Here is a 16,921-nt window from a genome sequence, read left to right as displayed (position 1 = left end):
TCCGGCGCGACAACGACGCCCCGGAGCCGCATGGCCCGGGGCGTCGTGCCTTGCGGCCTAGGGGCAGCTCTCGCCGACGATCAGCTCGGTGGCCAGCAGGCTGGGCTCGGCGGGGACGAGGCCGAGGATCATGCGTGCGGCGATGCGCCCCTTCTCGGTGCTGTCCTGGCGCACCGTGGTCAGGCGCGGCGAGCGATACTGCCCTTCGGCGATGCCGTCGAAACCGGTCAGGCGCAGATCTTCGGGCACGCGCAGGCCACGCTGCTCGGCCAGGGTCAGGGCGGTGAGGGCAATGCGGTCGGACATGCACAGCAGCAGATCCGGCCGTTCGTCGTCGGGCAGGTCGAGAATGGAGGCGATCACCGGAGCGCAGATGTCATGGGTATTCTCCTCGATATTCCACACTGGCACCGACGCCGGGTCGATGCCGTGTTCCTCGAAGGCGCGATGGAAGCCATCGAGACGGGCGCGGGTAATGGTGCGTTCGGCGGTCAACCAGGGTTGTTCCTCGGTCACCCGCCCGTTGCAGGGCGTCTCGGTGAGTCGCAGGGTGAGCACGCCGATGCGCCGTGGCGGTGTCGCCAGGGCATAGCAGGCGATAGCATGACTGGCGGGCTCATTGTCGATGTGCACCATCGGCTGGCCGTCGATGTTGAAATCCACGGCGACCAGGGGGCGCTGGGCGGGCAGTTCGTTGAGCAGCATCGCGCTCGGCATCAGGCCATAAACGATGAAGCCGTCGGCCATGCTGGCCGTGCCGGAGGTCTGCCGCGAACCGGGTTGCCGACCCGATAGCAACAGCAGGGTATGGCCATGATCGTCGAGCACTTCGGCGATCCCGGTCAGCAGCTCGCTGGATACCGCGTCGTTCAGGCTGTAGGTCAGGGTCTCGGCGAGGACTACCGCGATGATCCGCGAGCGGCCGGTGCGCAGGGTGCGGGCGCGGGCATCCGGTCCTTGATAGCCCAGGCGCTGGGCCTCGCTGAGGATACGCTCGCGCAGGCGCGGCGAGAGCTGGTCCGGTCGGTTGAAGGCGTTGGAAACGCTGGCGGTCGAGACGCCGAGTTCGCGGGCCAAGTCCTTGAGTGTGATATGCCGAGAGGGAGGTGTCACAGCGGAGTTCCATGCCGAATGCGTTGGGTGCCCAGCATACCGGCACGGCCGGGACTGGCCCAGTCCCGGCCGTGCCGGATCCTCCGACCCGCCCTTCGGAGCTCGGCCATATTCGGTACCGAGCGCCCGGGTCGAGCGATGTCAGCGATCCGGCCAGCCATCGGTGGTCGAAGTGATGGCGATGCCTCGTGCCGGCAGCGTCACGCTGCCCGCTTCCCATCGGCCGTTGACGCATGACGGCGCGTCGTCCAGCGGCGTGATGGTCGTCGGGGCGGGCAGGGTGCGGGGCTCGTCGGTGAAGTTGAGGGCCACCAGGAGGCGTTCGTCGTCGTGCCGACGCTCCAGGCGCATGACGCCGTCGCGTACCGGGTGATGAACGACCTCGCCCTCGACCAGAGCGGGATGGTGACGGCGGAAGGCGAGGAAGGCGCGATAGGCGTTGAGCAGTGAAGCCGGATCGTCTTCCTGGCGGTCCACGGCCAGAGCCAGGTGCTCGGTGGCGACCGGCAGCCAGGGGGCGGTCGTCGAGAAGCCGCCATGAGCGGCGTCGTGTCGCCAGGGATGCGGGGTGCGGCAGCCGTCGCGTCCCTTGTAGGCGGGCCAGAAGGCGATGCCGGCGGGGTCGACCAGGGAGTCGAAGTCCAGCGTCACGTCGCCCAATCCCAACTCCTCGCCCTGATACAGGCAGATACTGCCGCGCTGGGTGAGCAGGAAGGCCATGTAGAGGCGCAGGGCCGCCGCGTCTTGCTCGGCATTCCAGCGCGTGGCCAGCCGTGTCACGTCATGGTTGCCGAGTGCCCAGCAGGGCCAGCCGTCGTCGAGACGGGCTTCCATGGTGGCCAGGGTGTGATGCAGGTAGTCGGGGTCGTGCCGTTCGCCCAGCAGGTCGAAGGAATAGCACATGTGCAGCCGCTTGCCGCCCCGGGTGTAGTCGGCCATCACCGTCAGCGAATCGTCGTCGCCGACCTCGCCCACCGAAGTGGTGCCGGGGTATTCGTCCAGCAGGGCGCGCAGGCGCTCGAGAAAGGCCAGGTTCTCGGGCTGGGTCTTGTCGTGCAGGTGGTGCTGGGAGGCATAGGGATTGTCCGGGCGGACGCCCATGAAGCCTTCCTCGAGCGCCTCCCGTGGCGGGTTGTCGCGCAGCTCCCCGTGGGTGCAGAAATTGATGGCGTCGAGACGGAAGCCGTCCACGCCTCGATCCAGCCAGAAACGCACTTCGCCGAGGACGGCCTCGACGACCTCGGGATGGCGGAAGTTGAGATCGGGCTGCTCGGCCAGGAAATTGTGCAGGTAGTACTGGCGGCGCCGGGTATCCCATTGCCAGGCCGCACCGCCGAAGATCGATTGCCAGTTGGTGGGCGGCGTGCCATCGGGGCGCGGGTCGGCCCAGACATACCAGTCGGCGCGTGGATTGTCGTGATCCTGACGGCTCTCGACGAACCAGGGATGCTGGTCGGAAGTGTGCGACAGCACCTGGTCGATGATGACCTTGAGCCCCCTGGCATGGGCGGCCTCTACCAGGCGGTCGAAGTCCTCGAGAGTGCCGAACAGCGGGTCGACGTCCCGATAGTCGCTGATGTCGTAGCCGAAGTCCTTCATCGGCGAGGTGAAGAAGGGCGATAGCCAGATGGCGTCGACGTGCAGCGAGGCGATGTAGTCCATCCGCTCGGTCACGCCGCGCAGGTCTCCCACGCCATTGTCGCCGGTGTCCTGAAAGCTGCGTGGGTAGACCTGGTAGATCACCGCGCCACGCCACCACTCCGGTCCATGCTTGTCGATTCGCGTCGTCCGGGTCATGCCTGAGTCCTCCTGTTCGATGACGCGAAGCCCGGATCGGGTACGACGGGCTCCGCCTGACAAGAAGCATGGTGACGGTCAGGGACGCGCTCGACCTCCTCCCCGTCAGGCGTAGCTCGGGGGAGGAGGCGGGGTGGAGGCGATGGCGGGAGCCGGTGCCTCGCCCTGGATGCGTTCGAGCAACTGGCCCGCCAGGGCGATGGCTTCGTCGCGGTGACGAATGTTCTGCTTCTGATACAGGCTGCGAATGTGGGTCTTGATGGTCGTGGGGGCCACGCTCAGGCGTTCGGCGATCCGCTCGTTGGAGAGTCCGGCGTGGATGAGGCCGAGAATCTGCCACTCGCGACGCGTCAGCGGCGATGTGCGGATCAACTCGGGCACATCGGGGCGCGCGACCAGACCATCGATCACGTCATCGTCGAACATCAGACGGACCGCGCGTCCGTAGTCGTGACGCCGCCGAATCAGGTCGAGCAGGCGTTCGGCACGCTGGCGCGTCAGGTCGTTCAGGGCGTCATTTTCCAGCAGGAGATCGAGCATGGGCGACAGATCATCCTCAAGGCGCAGGAAGCTGCCGACCAGGGCGGTGCGCGAGGCCAGCTCGAGTGCCTGAGCGAGGTGCGAAAGGGCGGCCTGTCGATTGCTGGCCAGCCACTCGAGCCGGGCCAGGCAAAGCCGATTGCGATTGGCGTCGGTCACCAGCCCCAGGCGTTGCGTCTGCGTTTCCAGGGCCTCGAGCAGCTCGCGCGCCGGCTCGAAGCGTCCCAGATGCATGAGGGCTCGTGCGTGATTGCGCGCATTGCACTGGGTGAAGTGGTTGGTGGCGCCGGCCGGATTCGCCGCCGGGGCTTCCTGACGCCAGCGTTCGATGGCCTCCAGGTCGCGCTGGCCCGCCCACCAGGCGAGCAGGGTGGCGTGGGCATTGGCCCGCCAGTCGATATGGTAGTCGCCTTCGGCCAGGACCTTGCGGATACGGCGGATATGGTCGCCGCACTGGGTATGGTCGCCTTTCGCCAGGGCTGTCTTGGCCAGGCTGACATGGCACTGCAGGGTCCAGTGTTCGCCCTGGCTGTCGAGTACGGCGATACCGTCGAGCGCGGCCTGTTCGGCCTCGTCGAGCCGGTGCCACTCCCACAGCAGCTGGCTGCGGATGCGATGCACGAATTCGACGATGGGCAGGTGCTGCAGCCGATGGTGCTCGATATGCGCCACGGCACGCTGCTGGATGTCGTGAGCGGCCTGCAGCCGGCCCATGGCGACCAGGGTTTCCGATTCATGGCAGTGGGCCCAGAGCAGGCGCTGATCGTCGCCGCGTCGTCGAGCCTCGGCCGCGACATCGCGAACGCGACGCAGCGACTCCTCCAGGTATCCCTGCACGAAACGCGATTCGCAGAGAATGGCGGCGGCGGCCAAGGGGGTGCCGGGCAGGTAGGTGGCGGGGAGGTTCAGGGCGCGTTCGGCCAGCGGTGCGGCATGCTGGGCCTCGCCACGGTTGATGGCGAGCTGGGCGCGCAGGGTGGCGAACTCGGCGGTCAGTTCCTGCCATTCGTCCTGGTCGTGTCGCGCCTCGATCCAGCCGATGACGCGCTCGGTGTGAGAGAACTGGTACTGGGCGTGGGTGACCCAGCCCCACAACAACGTCAGGCGGGGAGACGCCGACAGGCGAGCGTCGCCCAGGGCGTCCAGGGCGCGTGCCAGAGGAGCGCACTGTCCGCGATCGAGCAGTCCCGGCCCCTCGGCTTCGACCAGGGCGGCCAGTGTCTCGGGGTCATGCGCCGCGGTCATCTGCGTCACCGCCAGGGCCGGATCGCCCATGGCCAGCCAGGCATGGCTGGCGCGGCGGTGCAGGTCGCGTTGGTCTTCCAGGCTGAGCTCGCCGCGACAGTAGCGCAGGTACCGGGCGAACAAGGGATGGAAGCGGCACCAGGTCGAATGGGGATCGTCGCGTTCGATGAAGATTCCGGCCTGCTCCAGCGCCTCGAGACGGCGTCCGGCCTGCTTGCCTTCGAGCAGCCGGGCGACCAGGTGAGGGGAGAAGCGCTCGAGCACGCCGAGCTGGTGCACCAGCAGGCGGTCCGATTCCTCCAGGGCCTCGTGCATCAGGTCGTCGAACCAGGCCACGAAATCGGGATGAGCACCGTCCAGGCGTTCCAGCAGGGCATCGAAACTGGCGGTGGTGGTGGTGCGTTCGAACAACCAGTTGATGGCCATGGCCCAGCCGCCGGTGAGCCGCAGGGCACGCTCCAGGCTGACCCGGGTGGGCGGAAAGCTCAGTTGCTGATCGCTCAGCGTGCGACTGTCATCGAGGGTGAAGGCCAGTTGCGTCGGGCCGACTTCCTCGAGTTCGCCGCGCAGGCGCAGGGCGGCGAGCCCGAGATCCGGGCGTGAGCGGGAGATCACGGTCAGGGTCAACCAGCGCGGCTGATGGCGCAGCCAGTAGCGCAGGTCCTCCAGCAACTCCGGCGATCGCAGGTGCTCGAACTCGTCGATGACCAGGCGACAGGGGGGCGCCCGGTCGGGCAGTACCGTCAGCCAGCCGTCGATGCGTGAGGCCAGCGGCTGAGTCTCGTCGTCCTCGAGCAGGGAAAGGCCGAGATGCTGGCGACAGAGCGTCCCCAGCGCGGCAGCGAAGTAACGCGCGAAGCGCAGCGGATCGTCGTCCTGGGCCTCCAGGCGCAGCCAGGCGGCGGGTTGCTCCAGGGCCGGCAGCCGTTCGGCCATCAGGGTGCTCTTGCCGTAGCCGGAGGGGGCCTGGACCACCATCAAGCGCGTATGCTCGCTGAGCGCGAAATGGTCGTTGAGCCGCTCGCGGGCCACAGTGGTCGGGGGCAGAGCGGGAGTCATCAGCTTGTCATGGATCAACGGCATGCGGCACCTGGGTATCTTAATCGTTACAGATGCTTCCAGTATGGCGCGAATTATCGGTTCGTGGGGCGATTTGCGACCAAGGTGGTAGACGCCTGGCCCGGGCACTGTCATGGCGAGCCGCCCGACATGGTCCTTCTACGCCCCTGGGCTACGCCACCCTCGCGGGCCTGCGGGATGAGCACGTCGTGGCGAGGATGGTGGAGTCTTGGGGCGACGCGGTACCGGTCCATGGCGCGAGCGGTACCTGCGAGACCATAACAAGAGGATCCATGCCATGACACGACGCTACGCACTGCCGGCCTGCCTGGCGGCGATCGCCCTGGGGGGATCGCCGGCACTGGCCTTCGAGGACGACTCCCTGACGATCTGGATGGGGGACAACAAGGGGCCGGAAGGCATCCGCGAGGTGGCCGAGCGCTTCACGCAGGAGACGGGCATCGACGTCGAGATCGTTAATCCCGACAACCTCACCGATCGCTTCCAGCAGGCCGCCGGCAGCGGCAAGGGGCCGGATATCGTCATCTGGGCTCATGATCGCATGGGCGAATGGGCCCAGAGCGGGTTGATCAAGACGATGTCGCCGTCGACGGAGTATCGCGAGCGCTATTTCGATTTCACCTGGGACGCGATGGTCTGGAATGGCGAAACCTACGGTTATCCCATTTCGGTGGAGTCGCTGGGCCTGATCTACAACAAGGATATCGTCCAGACACCGCCGGAAAGTTTCGAGGCCCTGGCCGAGCTCGACGCCGAACTGAGCGAGGAGGGCAAGAAGGCGATCCTGTTCGACTACGGCGAACCCTATTACGGCTGGCCCCTGCTGGCCGCCAATGGTGGTTATCCCTACAAGCGGACCGCCGAGGGATATGACGTCGGCGACATCGGCGTCAACAATGCCGGGGCCGTGGAGGGCGCGCAACGCCTGCGCGAGCTGATCGACTCCGGCGTGCTGCCCGAGGGAACCGACTACAACGTCATGGCCTCGCGCTTCAATCGTGGCGAGGTGGCGACCATGATCAGCGGCCCCTGGGCCTGGAGCAACCTGGAAAAGAGCGGCATCGACTTCGGCGTGGCGCCGCTGCCCAAGGTGGGGGAGAAAAGGGCGAAGCCGCTGTTCGGGGTGACCGCGGCCATGATCAATGCCGCTTCGCCCAACGATTTCCTGGCCACCGAATTCCTCGAGGGCTACCTGCTCGATGAAGAAGGGCTGCGGACCTTCAACAGTGACGGTTCGCTGGGCGCGGTGGCGCATCGGGCCTATCAGGCGGAACTGGGCGAGAACCCCAATATCGCGGCCACCCTGGCCAACGCCGAGATCGGTGACCCCATGCCCAACATTCCCGAGATGGGGGCCTTCTGGTCGGCCATGGAGCCGGCGCTGCAGAACATCGGCAGTGGCCGCCAGGCGCCACAGGCCGCACTCGATGCTGCCGCCGAGCGCATGCGTACCTCGATTCAGTGATCCTTCCCAACATTCGTCCGCGTCCTGGCTCCGGTCCGGTCGCGGGCGGCAGGTGACCGGCCATGTTCACGACCAATGCTTCACGCGGCCTGCCGCGCCATCGTTCCCGCTCCCTTGCCGAGCGCTATCGCCGTTGGATTTCCCGCGCCCTGGTGGCGGCGCTGGTGGTGTCCTTGCTGTGGCTGGTGGTGGCGTTCCACCTGCGGGGGCAGTGGATGTTCGCGTTGCTGTTCCTGGTGCTGGGGGCTTCCCTGGCGGTAGTGTTCGGCAAGCGCGAGCTGATGAGTCATCGCTACGTCTTCCCGGCACTGGCCGGCATGGGCGTCTTCGTGATCTTTCCACTGCTGTATACCGTCGGCATCAGCTTCAGCAACTACAGTTCGAGCAACCTGCTCAGTGAGGAGCGGGTGCGTGCCCAGTTTCTCGAGCGTACCTATCAGGCCGAGGGCAGCGCCTTCGATTTCCGGCTTTATCGCGAAGGCGAGCGTGTCCGGCTCTATCTCGAGGCCCAGGGGGAAGAGACGAGTATCTGGGCGGCGCGCCTGATATCCGAGCCCCTGGTCGACAGCGAGTCGGGAGGCTCCCTGGCGGTGCATCCCGCCCAGTCGCCACCGGCTGGAGAGGTCCTGGGCATGCGCGAGGTGATCGCCGAGCGCGAGCGCCTCCAGCGACTGGTACTGACCACTCCCGAGGGCGTCGAGCTGCGCATGGCCGGTTTGCGGCACTTCGCGCCGATTCTGCCGCGCTACACGGAAAACCCCGATGGCAGCCTCACCGATCTACGTGACGGGACTCGACTGACGCCGGATCGCGAGCATGGTTTCTTCGTCGACGGCGAGGGCGAACGCCTGACACCGGGCTGGCCGGTGGCGGTGGGGCTGGACAATTACGCACGCGTGCTGCTGGATCCCGACGTGCGGGGCCCCTTCCTGGCCATCTTCGTCTGGACCTTCGTCTTCGCCGGTCTCACGGTGCTCTTCACCCTGGCGGTGGGCTTCGTGCTGGCCTCGTTGCTGCAGTGGGAGCAACTGCGGGGCAAGGCCGTGTATCGCACGCTGCTGATCCTGCCCTATGCCGTGCCGGCCTTCATCTCGATCCTGATCTTCAAGGGCATGTTCAACCAGTCCTACGGCGAGATAAACCTGATCCTCGAAGGGTTGTTCGGCATCCGTCCTAACTGGTTCACCGATCCGGCCATGGCCAGGACCATGCTGCTGATCGTCAATACCTGGCTGGGGTATCCCTACATGCTGCTGTTGTGCATGGGGCTCTTGCAGTCGGTGCCGCGTGATCTGTACGAGGCCTCGGCGGTGGATGGCGGCGGCCCCCTGACCAACATGTTCCGGATCACCCTGCCGTTGATCATCAAGCCGCTGACACCGCTGCTGATCGCTGCCTTCGCCTTCAACTTCAACAATTTCGTGCTGATCACCCTGCTCACCGGCGGCAGCCCGGACATTCTCGGGGCGAGTACGCCGGCAGGCACCACCGATCTGCTGGTCAGCTACACCTATCGCATCGCCTTCCAGGATGCCGGGCAGGACTTCGGGCTGGCAGCGGCCATCGCCACCCTGATCTTCCTGCTGGTGATGGGATTGTCGTTGCTCAACCTGCGGCTTTCCCGGGTCGAGGTGTAGGTCCGGATTTCAGGAGGATTCTTCCATGGCCATGGTTCAACCGCGTTCCATCCGTGCGCGCAAGCTGGCCGCGCATCTCGCCCTGCTGGGCGTCGTCGCCCTGGTGGCATTTCCCTTGCTGCTGGTGATCTCGATCTCCTTTCGCGAGGGCAATTTCGCCACCGGCAACCTGATTCCCGAACGCTTTTCCCTGGAGCACTGGTCGCTGGCGCTGGGGATTCCCTGGGAACGCGCCGATGGCAGCGTCGTACAGCCACCGTTTCCGGTGCTCTTGTGGCTCTGGAATTCGGTCAAGGTGGCGGCGGTGTCCTCGGTGCTGATCCTGTTGCTCGCCACTACCAGTGCCTATGCCTTCGCCCGTATGCGCTTTCGCGGCAAGGCGGGGCTGCTCAAGGGGATGCTGATTTTCCAGATGTTCCCGCCGGTGCTGTCGCTGGTGGCGCTTTATGCGCTGTTCGACCGGCTCGGCCAACTGGTGCCCTGGCTCGGCATCAACTCCCATGGCTCGCTGATTCTCGCTTCGCTCGGCGCTGTGGCCCTGCATATCTGGACCATCAAGGGCTACTTCGAATCCATCGACGGCTCCCTGGAGGAGGCCGCCATGATCGATGGAGCGAGCACCTGGCAGGCGTTCCGGCACATCCTGCTGCCGCTGTCGGTGCCGATTTTGATGGTGGTGTTCATCCTCGCCTTCATCATGTCGATCATGGAGTATCCCATGGCCTCGGTGCTGCTGCTCGACGAGGACAAGCTGACGCTGGCGGTGGGCGCCCAGCAGTATCTCGCCGAGCATAACCAGCGCTGGGGTGACTTTGCGGCGGCGGCGGTGCTCTCCGGCCTGCCCATCACCCTGGTGTTCCTGCTCTGTCAGCGCTGGATCGTCGGCGGCCTGACCGCCGGCGGCGTGAAGGGCTGACACTCCTCCTCCGCTTACTATCGCCTACGCCCCGTTCCCCCGCCCCTCATCCATGGGGCGGGGAGGACAACAGGGCGCCTCCTTTCCGACACAGTGACATCACGGCGGCATCCCGTCAGGGAGCCGTCGCCGCTAACGCCCGACCGGGCTTCAAGAGCGCATGGGTTTCAAGCCCGGCTTTGCCATGCACAACAATAAAGGGATCATCATGACCTCACTCAGGACACGACGCTTTACGCTCTCCACCCTGACCGCCGCCATCGCCTTGGGAGCGACCGGGGCTGCACAGGCCGCCGACGTCGACTTCCACGGCTATGGCCGCTCGGGAATCGGCTCGACCACCGGCGGTGGCGATCAGGCGTGCTTCAAGGCAGCCGGCGCGCCGGCCAAGTACCGCCTCGGCAACGAGTGCGAGACCTACGCTGAGCTGGGCCTGGGCTCGACGCTCTACGAGAAGGACGGCAAGACCTTCTATTTCGACAGCCTGGTGGCCTACGTCAACGAGCAGGGCAACGACTTCGAGGGCCTGGACAGCGAAAGCGACGATGGCAACACCATTGCGCTGCGCCAGCTCAACGTCCAGGCGACCGGGGTGATCGAGGCGCTGCCCAACGCGACCCTCTGGGCCGGCAAGCGCTTCTACCAGCGTCACGACATCCACATGAACGACTACTACTACTGGGACCTCTCGGGGCCCGGTGGCGGTATCGAGAACATCGACCTGGGCTTCGGCAAGTTGAGCCTGGCCTGGTTGCGCAACACCAGCGAGGACACCGAGTTCCCCGATGGGCGCCAGAACCTCGCCAACAACACCCTCGACATTCGCCTGGCGGACATCGCGACCAATCCAGGCGGTAGCCTCGAGATCGGCTACGACTATGGCGCGGCAACGCTCACCGATGCCCAGGACCGCGCCGGCATCGATCCCGAGAAGGGGCACATGGTGACCCTGCAGCACACCCAGGGCGATTGGTTCGGTGGTTACAACAAGTTCGCGGTGCAGTACGCCACCGACGGCATCATCGGCGGTTCCGGTCGTACCAACACGGCGTCGACCACGCCAGAGGGCGACATGATTCGCGTGCTCGATCACGGTCAGGTCAACCTGACACCGGATATCGACATGCTCTACGCCGCCATCTACGAGGACCGTGACCTGGACAACGGCCAGGGGCAGACCTGGCTGTCGGCCGGCATTCGACCGACCTATTACTGGACCGACACCCAGAGCACGGCGCTGGAACTCGGCTATGACCGTGTCGACCCTCAGGATGACGGCATGGAAACCGCCGACCTGACCAAACTGACCCTGGCCCAGCAGTGGTCGGCGGGACGCGGTGCCTTCGCGCGTCCGGTACTGCGTGCTTTCGTGACTTATGCCAACTGGGATGGCGATGTCTACAACGCTGCCAGCGAGTCCATCGACATGGGCGAGGACGACGGCGTGACCGTGGGGCTGCAGGCCGAGGCCTGGTGGTAAGCCTCACGCATGGCGTGAGATGACAGCTTGCTGATCGTTGGCCGGTGCCCTGGGGCACCGGCATTTTTCCTTGTCACCGCTTTCCTGCCACCCCAAGAGGTCATGACATGTCCATCGAAGTTTCCCACAGAGCGGCCAAGCGCCGTCTCGCCCTGGCAGGCGCCCTGGGAGTGCTGCTGCTCGGCGGCTGCGCCACGACGACGCCTTCGGCCACCGAGCACCGGCCCGACGAGGCCTGGCTCGAGAGTGCCAGCGATTGCTGTCGAGGGCTCGATTCCCTGCCGTTATCGCCGCTGGCCAGCCATGACGAGCGGACCTTGCGCTTCGGCCCCGAGACGCCGATTCACCGCTTCGATACTGGTCCCAGCCCCTTTCACGCCATGGAGCTGCCGCGCGGCATGGGGCCGCTGCGCCTGGAGCTGATCAGCCGTGTGCGGCGCGACGACCAGGGGCATCTGTCGCTGTTCGCGCCCCTGGTGTTGATCCTCGACGAGACGGGCGCGATACAGCGCCGCTTCGACTGGCGGGAGTTCACCTACCAGCCGACACGGGGCCTGAATGACGACCGCCTCTACCTGAGCTTCGGTATCACGCCCTCGGCCAGGGCCGACCGGCTGGTGGTCCTGACGTCCGCTGCCGCTCGGGCCGCGGAAAGCGAACTGCTGCACCCGGCGCGAGCCCAGGCACGGGCGCGTCATCTCGCCGAGCCGGCGGTGGTCGATCCGGTGGCGCCGCACCTGGCCAGTGGTGAGGTATCGCTGCGGGTGAGACCTCTGGGCGAGAGCGATGGTCTGCTGGCGCCGCTGCTGGGCAGCGGTGGCGCCGAAACGGTGCCGACGAACCCGGCACAGGCCGAGCCACCTCCTGAGCACGAGCCGGTCGATTCGGCACCCCTCGACTGGCGACGCATGATCCGGGCCGCCCTGGATAGCGGTGACCTGGAGCTGGCGATGACACTGGCCGAGCATGCCGAACGTGAAGGGGAATCGGGCACCCGGCGTTGGCTGGCGGAACGCCTGGAGCGGCGCTGACGGCCATCGCCGGCGCTGGCGGGAAGAGACGCGACGAGGGAGAGGAGGGATAACCGTGACGGTGCAGGACACACTGGTTCACTACCTGGAGCGCCTGACAGCGCTCATGGAGAAGATCGAACGACACGATACGGCGGGACACGGCATTCTGCAGGCCAGCCTGGCGCCGGATATGTTCCCCTTGCACACCCAGGCCAGGATCGCGGCAAACTTCGCGCTCCGCGCCTGCTGCCGGCTGGCCAGGGTCCCGGAGGTCTGTTTCGACGCCGGCGACGACCGAGACGATGGCGAGGTCAATCGCTACGCCAGCGTTCGGGAGCAGCTCGATCGCAGCCGTGAGTTCATCCTGGCGCTTTCCATTCCCCGGGATCCCGGGGACTCGCCGCCGGGCGAGGACACGGCGGGACACGCGGTCATCTCCCTGCCCATGGACGAATACGTCCAGGCCTTCGCCCTGCCGAACTTCTTCTTCCACCTGTCGATGGTCTATGCCATCGCCAGGGCGGAGGGCGTTCCGCTGGGCAAGGAGGATTTCGATGGCTATCACCGGTATCCGCCCGGCTTTTCCTTTCTCCAGTAGCCTGACGGGCCTGGCCGATCGTGACGAGAAGCCGGGATTAGCAGTCGCTCGGTGTCAGGCCCGCCAGGCACCCGGGAGACCCCGGTGCGGCGCACCGGGGCGGACGCGAGCCGCCCGCGTCATCGGGCGATGCCGGGGATCTCCACCTGGCGGGGACAGGCTTGCCCCTCGGTATCGAACAGATGGCACTGCTCGCCGGACAGGCCCAGCGTCAGGGCTTGTCGGGGCTCGAGGCACGCCAGGCGGTCGAGACGTTGGGTCACGGTGCCTTCGACGCCGTCCACGTCGATGTGGGCGAGGGTCTCGTAGCCGAGCCGTTCGGCGACGCCCAGGCGACCTTGCAGCAGGGCATCGGCCGTATCCGGCGTGACGAAATCCTCGGCACGAATGCCCAGGGTGGCCGTGTCGCCCGCCGTCAGGCGCGAACCATCCACCGCCACGGGCAGTGTCTCGCCGTTGGGCAGTCGCACGCCGGTGCGCCGCTTGCCGGGATCGATGACCGTGACCGGCAGGGTGTTGATGCGAGGCGAGCCGATGAAGGCGGCGACTTCCAGGCTCTCGGGGAAGTGATAGAGCGTCAGCGGTGCGCCGACCTGGGCGATGCGACCGCTGCTGAGCAGGACGATCCGGTCCGCCAGGGTCATGGCCTCGACCTGGTCGTGGGTGACGTAGACCATGGTGGCGCCGAGTCGGCGATGCAGTTCGGCGAGCTGTACGCGCATCTCGACGCGCAGCGAGGCGTCGAGGTTGGACAGCGGCTCGTCGAACAGGAATACCCGGGGCTGCTTGACCAGGGTGCGACCGATGGCCACCCGCTGGCGCTGGCCGCCGGACAGTGCCTTGGGGCGGCGATCCAGCAGTGGCGATAGCTGCAGGGTGTGGGCGGCGGCCTCGACCCGTTGCTTGATCTCGGACTTGTCGGCGTGGGCGAGCTTCAGTCCGAAGGCCATGTTTTCCGCCACCGTCATGTGGGGATAGAGCGCGTAGGACTGGAAGACCATGCCGATATCGCGCTCCTGGGGCGGCGTCTCGTTGAGACGCTCGCCGTCCAGGCACATCTCGCCCCGGCTGATCTCTTCCAGGCCGGCGATCATGCGCAGCAGCGTCGACTTGCCGCAGCCGGAGGGGCCGACGAAGACCACGAATTCGCCATCCTCGATGCTCAGGTCGATGTCTCGCGAGACTTCGACGCCGTCGTAGTCCTTGCCGATGCCGGTGAGTGTCAGGTGTCCCATTGGTGATGTCTCCTGGTCAGGCAGCGTGGCGCTGCGTGGCGATGGCCAGTGCCCGGTCGGAGGCGTCGAACAGGTGAGCATGCTCGACGTCGACGCGCAGGGCGACGTCCTGGCCGACCTGCCAGTCGCTGGGCGCTTCGCTACGGTGGATCAGCAGGGTATCGCCGACCCTGGGCTCGAGGTAGACGTAGACCTCGTTGCCCAGGTACTCGACGTTAACGATCTCGAAGGCGTTCTCGCCGTCGGCCTCGGCAAGGCGCAGATGCTCGGGGCGCACCCCCAGCGACAGCTCGGCACCGGCGTTCTGGCCACTGGCATCCTGGAGCAGGGGCAACTCGCCGAGTCCGGGAGCCCTGACCCGGCAGCCCGCCTCGGCGCCGCCGACTAGTTCGGCCGGCATGAAGTTCATGGTTGGCGAGCCGATGAAGCCTGCCACGAACTTCGTCGCCGGCTGCTGGTAGAGCGTCTGTGGGCTGCCCACCTGCTCGATGCGGCCGTCGCGCAGCACCACGATCTTGTCGGCCAGGGTCATTGCCTCCACCTGGTCGTGGGTGACGTAGATCATGGTGGAGCCCAGGCGGTGGTGCAGACGGGCGATCTCGTTGCGCATCTGCACTCGCAGCGAGGCATCCAGGTTGGAGAGGGGTTCATCGAACAGCAGTATGCGTGGCTCGCGGGCCATGGCTCGGCCCATGGCAACCCGTTGGCGTTGGCCGCCGGAGAGCTCCTTGGGTTTACGATGCAGCAGTTCCTCGAGCTGCAGGATACGGGCGGTATTCATCACTCGCTGCTCGATGCCCTGCTTGTCGGTCTTGGCCAGCTTGAGTCCGAAGGCCATGTTCTCGTACACCGTCATGTGCGGATAGAGCGCATAGGACTGGAATACCATGCCCACCCCACGCTCGCGAGGCGGTAGGTCATTGACCACGTCATCGGAAATCTTGAGCTCGCCGTCGCTGATCGACTCCAGTCCGGCAATCAGGCGTAGCAGGGTCGATTTGCCGCAGCCTGAAGGACCGACGAAGACCACGAATTCTCCGTTGCCGACCCGCAGATCGACGTCCTTGATGATATGGGTGCTACCAAAGGTCTTGTTGAGCTTTTCCAGGGTCACGCTTGCCATCTTGCGACTCCTAGCCGGCCGCGAAGGCCGGCTCTTGTTTTATGTTGTATGGCGTTAGTGGTCGAGGGACAGGAAGGCTGCCTGGTAAGGCGGCAGGGTCAGGGTGTTGCCATCGAGTGTCGAGATAAAGCCGTGCCCCCGGAGCGGAGTGCCGGACTGAGGCAGCGTCGTGCTCAGGGTCTTGTCGCTGAGGTTGAAGACACATAGAAGGCGCTCCTGGCTCCCTTCGCGCACGAAGCCGAGCAATTCTTCGCCAACCTCCACGAGGTGGATATCCCCCTCGATCAGGGCGGCGTGCTGACGACGGAAGGCCAGCAGGGTGCGAGTGGCATTGAGCACCGAATTGGCATCGCCTTGCTGATTGGCGACGGCCAGGGGAAGGTGGCGCTCCTCTACCGGTAACCACGGCTCCACCTGCGAGAATCCGCCCTGTTCGCTGTGGGTCCAGGGCATCGGTGTGCGGCAGCCGTCGCGGCCCTTGAACTCTGGCCACAACACCTTGCCGTAAGGATCCTGAATACGCTCGAAGGGCACATCGGCCTCGGGAAGGCCTAGCTCTTCGCCTTGGTAGAGGCAGATACTGCCGCGCAGCGACAGGGCCATGGCCAGGGCTACCTTGGGGTAGGCAACGGGGTCTTCGTCGGCTCCCCAGCGGGTCGCGCTGCGTACCACATCGTGGTTGGATAATGCCCAGCAGGGCCAGGCGTCGCCGGCGAGCCGTTGGAAGCGGTCGACTACCTCGCGAATGTAGGCCGGCGAGTGGGGAGCGTTGAGCAGGTCGAAAGTATAGGCCATGTGCAGCTTGTCGCCGCCGGCGGTGTACTCGGCCATGCGCTCGAGAGGGTTGTCGTCGCCGATCTCGCCTACTGTGGTGGTGCCGGGAAATTCGTTCATCAAGGCGCGTAGCTCCTTGAGGAAATCGAGATTCTCCGGGCGGCTCAGGTCATAGACGTGACGTTGCCAGGTGTAGGGGTTGCTGTCCGGTGCCCCCAGGGTCTTGGCCTCGCCCTCGGGCACCGGCGGGTTGTCGCGCAGCGCTGTGTCGTGGAAATAAAAGTTGACGGTATCGAGACGAAAACCATCGACGCCGAGCTCGAGCCAGAAGCGCATGTTGTCGAGCTGAGCTTGGCGCGCCTCCGGATGGTGGAAGTTCACATCCGGCTGACTTTTCAGGAAGTTATGCAGATAGTACTGCCGGCGACGGGAGTCGAAGGTCCAGGCTGCCCCTCCGAAGATCGACAGCCAGTTATTGGGTGGCGTGCCGTCGGGCTTGGGGTCTGCCCACACGAACCAGTCGGCCTTGTCGTTTGTACGGTCTTGGCGGCTCTCCTGGAACCAGGGGTGCTGATCCGAGGTATGGCTGATGACCTGGTCGATCATCACTTTCAGGCCCAGGGCATGGGCACGCTTCAGCAGCGCCTTGAAGTCACCGAGGGTGCCGAACATCGGGTCGACGTCACGGTAGTCGCTGATGTCGTAGCCGAAGTCGAGCATCGGCGAAGTGAAGAAGGGCGACAGCCAGATGCCGTCGACGCCTAGTGAGGCCACGTAGTCGAGCTTCTCGGTAATGCCCGGCAGATCGCCAATGCCGTCGCCGTTGCTGTCCAGGAAGCTACGTGGATAGATCTGGTAGATGACGCCTCCGCGCCACCAGGAGATTGATTCTTGCATCTTGGAGT

Annotated in this window: 12 protein-coding genes; 6 read left to right on the top strand and 6 right to left on the bottom strand. The window is 65.8% G+C overall.

Translation table 11 applies throughout. The features are described 5' to 3' along the window. Nucleotides 1–57 precede the first annotated feature (57 nt). From Q358_RS0106855 to malT, 3 genes are all read right to left on the bottom strand, one after another. Complete coding sequence (locus Q358_RS0106855; RefSeq protein ID WP_027961373.1) at nucleotides 58–1,113, bottom strand: LacI family DNA-binding transcriptional regulator; 1,056 nt, start codon at nucleotides 1,111–1,113, stop codon at nucleotides 58–60. A 141-nt stretch (nucleotides 1,114–1,254) separates the two neighbouring features. Then, a complete protein-coding gene (locus tag Q358_RS0106850; RefSeq protein WP_027961372.1) occupies nucleotides 1,255–2,910 on the bottom strand; it encodes an alpha-amylase family glycosyl hydrolase in 1,656 nt (551 codons plus the stop codon). Between the two features lie 105 nt (nucleotides 2,911–3,015). Further along, a complete protein-coding gene (malT, locus tag Q358_RS16760) occupies nucleotides 3,016–5,778 on the bottom strand; it encodes an HTH-type transcriptional regulator MalT (RefSeq protein ID WP_043487803.1) in 2,763 nt (920 codons plus the stop codon). A gap of 274 nt (nucleotides 5,779–6,052) precedes the next feature. Here malT and malE point away from each other — a divergent pair, with 274 nt between their 5' ends. From malE to Q358_RS0106815, 6 genes are all read left to right on the top strand, one after another. Further along, entirely contained in the window at nucleotides 6,053–7,240 is a 1,188-nt protein-coding gene (gene malE / locus Q358_RS0106840; RefSeq protein ID WP_013333441.1) for a maltose/maltodextrin ABC transporter substrate-binding protein MalE, read from the top strand. Nucleotides 7,241–7,302: 62 nt separating this feature from the next. Beyond that, complete coding sequence (malF, locus tag Q358_RS0106835; protein ID WP_027961371.1) at nucleotides 7,303–8,877, top strand: maltose ABC transporter permease MalF; 1,575 nt, start codon at nucleotides 7,303–7,305, stop codon at nucleotides 8,875–8,877. Nucleotides 8,878–8,902: 25 nt separating this feature from the next. Beyond that, nucleotides 8,903–9,793, top strand: a complete 891-nt coding sequence (malG, locus tag Q358_RS0106830; RefSeq protein ID WP_013333439.1) for a maltose ABC transporter permease MalG — start codon at nucleotides 8,903–8,905, stop codon at nucleotides 9,791–9,793. 208 nt (nucleotides 9,794–10,001) lie between these two features. After that, nucleotides 10,002–11,273 (top strand): maltoporin, encoded by a 1,272-nt coding sequence (locus tag Q358_RS0106825; RefSeq protein ID WP_051530231.1) that lies wholly within the window; start codon nucleotides 10,002–10,004, stop codon nucleotides 11,271–11,273. A 107-nt stretch (nucleotides 11,274–11,380) separates the two neighbouring features. After that, complete coding sequence (locus Q358_RS0106820) at nucleotides 11,381–12,304, top strand: MalM family protein (protein ID WP_027961369.1); 924 nt, start codon at nucleotides 11,381–11,383, stop codon at nucleotides 12,302–12,304. A 55-nt stretch (nucleotides 12,305–12,359) separates the two neighbouring features. Next, nucleotides 12,360–12,884, top strand: a complete 525-nt coding sequence (locus Q358_RS0106815; protein ID WP_043487801.1) for a DUF1993 family protein — start codon at nucleotides 12,360–12,362, stop codon at nucleotides 12,882–12,884. Nucleotides 12,885–13,003: 119 nt separating this feature from the next. Here the strand turns inward: Q358_RS0106815 and ugpC are convergent, their stop codons facing one another. From ugpC to Q358_RS0106800, 3 genes are read right to left on the bottom strand one after another with little or no spacing between them, the layout of a single operon-like run. Next, the gene (ugpC, locus tag Q358_RS0106810) at nucleotides 13,004–14,119 is read right to left on the bottom strand and encodes a sn-glycerol-3-phosphate ABC transporter ATP-binding protein UgpC (protein WP_027961367.1); all 1,116 of its coding nucleotides are present in this window, start codon (nucleotides 14,117–14,119) and stop codon (nucleotides 13,004–13,006) included. Nucleotides 14,120–14,135: 16 nt separating this feature from the next. Beyond that, nucleotides 14,136–15,242: an ABC transporter ATP-binding protein gene (locus Q358_RS0106805; RefSeq protein ID WP_027961366.1), complete on the bottom strand. Its 1,107-nt coding sequence runs from the start codon at nucleotides 15,240–15,242 to the stop codon at nucleotides 14,136–14,138. Between the two features lie 54 nt (nucleotides 15,243–15,296). Next, on the bottom strand, nucleotides 15,297–16,913 hold the full coding sequence (locus Q358_RS0106800) for an alpha-glucosidase (protein ID WP_027961365.1): 1,617 nt from the start codon (nucleotides 16,911–16,913) through the stop codon (nucleotides 15,297–15,299). Nucleotides 16,914–16,921 lie beyond the last annotated feature (8 nt).

The sequence above is a fragment of the Halomonas halodenitrificans DSM 735 genome, from assembly GCF_000620045.1.
GTDB lineage: Bacteria > Pseudomonadota > Gammaproteobacteria > Pseudomonadales > Halomonadaceae > Halomonas > Halomonas halodenitrificans.
This window is presented reverse-complemented; position numbering and strand designations above follow the sequence as displayed.

Bases quoted from the DNA above. Each gene is read 5' to 3' on its own strand.
- Q358_RS0106825 (WP_051530231.1), top strand. From the start codon at position 10,002: ATGACCTCACTCAGGACACGACGCTTTACGCTCTCCACCCTGACCGCC.
- Q358_RS0106805 (WP_027961366.1), bottom strand. From the start codon at position 15,242: ATGGCAAGCGTGACCCTGGAAAAGCTCAACAAGACCTTTGGTAGCACC.
- malE (WP_013333441.1), top strand. From the start codon at position 6,053: ATGACACGACGCTACGCACTGCCGGCCTGCCTGGCGGCGATCGCCCTG.
- malG (WP_013333439.1), top strand. From the start codon at position 8,903: ATGGCCATGGTTCAACCGCGTTCCATCCGTGCGCGCAAGCTGGCCGCG.
- Q358_RS0106850 (WP_027961372.1), bottom strand. From the start codon at position 2,910: ATGACCCGGACGACGCGAATCGACAAGCATGGACCGGAGTGGTGGCGT.
- malT (WP_043487803.1), bottom strand. From the start codon at position 5,778: ATGCCGTTGATCCATGACAAGCTGATGACTCCCGCTCTGCCCCCGACC.
- Q358_RS0106820 (WP_027961369.1), top strand. From the start codon at position 11,381: ATGTCCATCGAAGTTTCCCACAGAGCGGCCAAGCGCCGTCTCGCCCTG.
- malF (WP_027961371.1), top strand. From the start codon at position 7,303: ATGTTCACGACCAATGCTTCACGCGGCCTGCCGCGCCATCGTTCCCGC.
- ugpC (WP_027961367.1), bottom strand. From the start codon at position 14,119: ATGGGACACCTGACACTCACCGGCATCGGCAAGGACTACGACGGCGTC.
- Q358_RS0106800 (WP_027961365.1), bottom strand. From the start codon at position 16,913: ATGCAAGAATCAATCTCCTGGTGGCGCGGAGGCGTCATCTACCAGATC.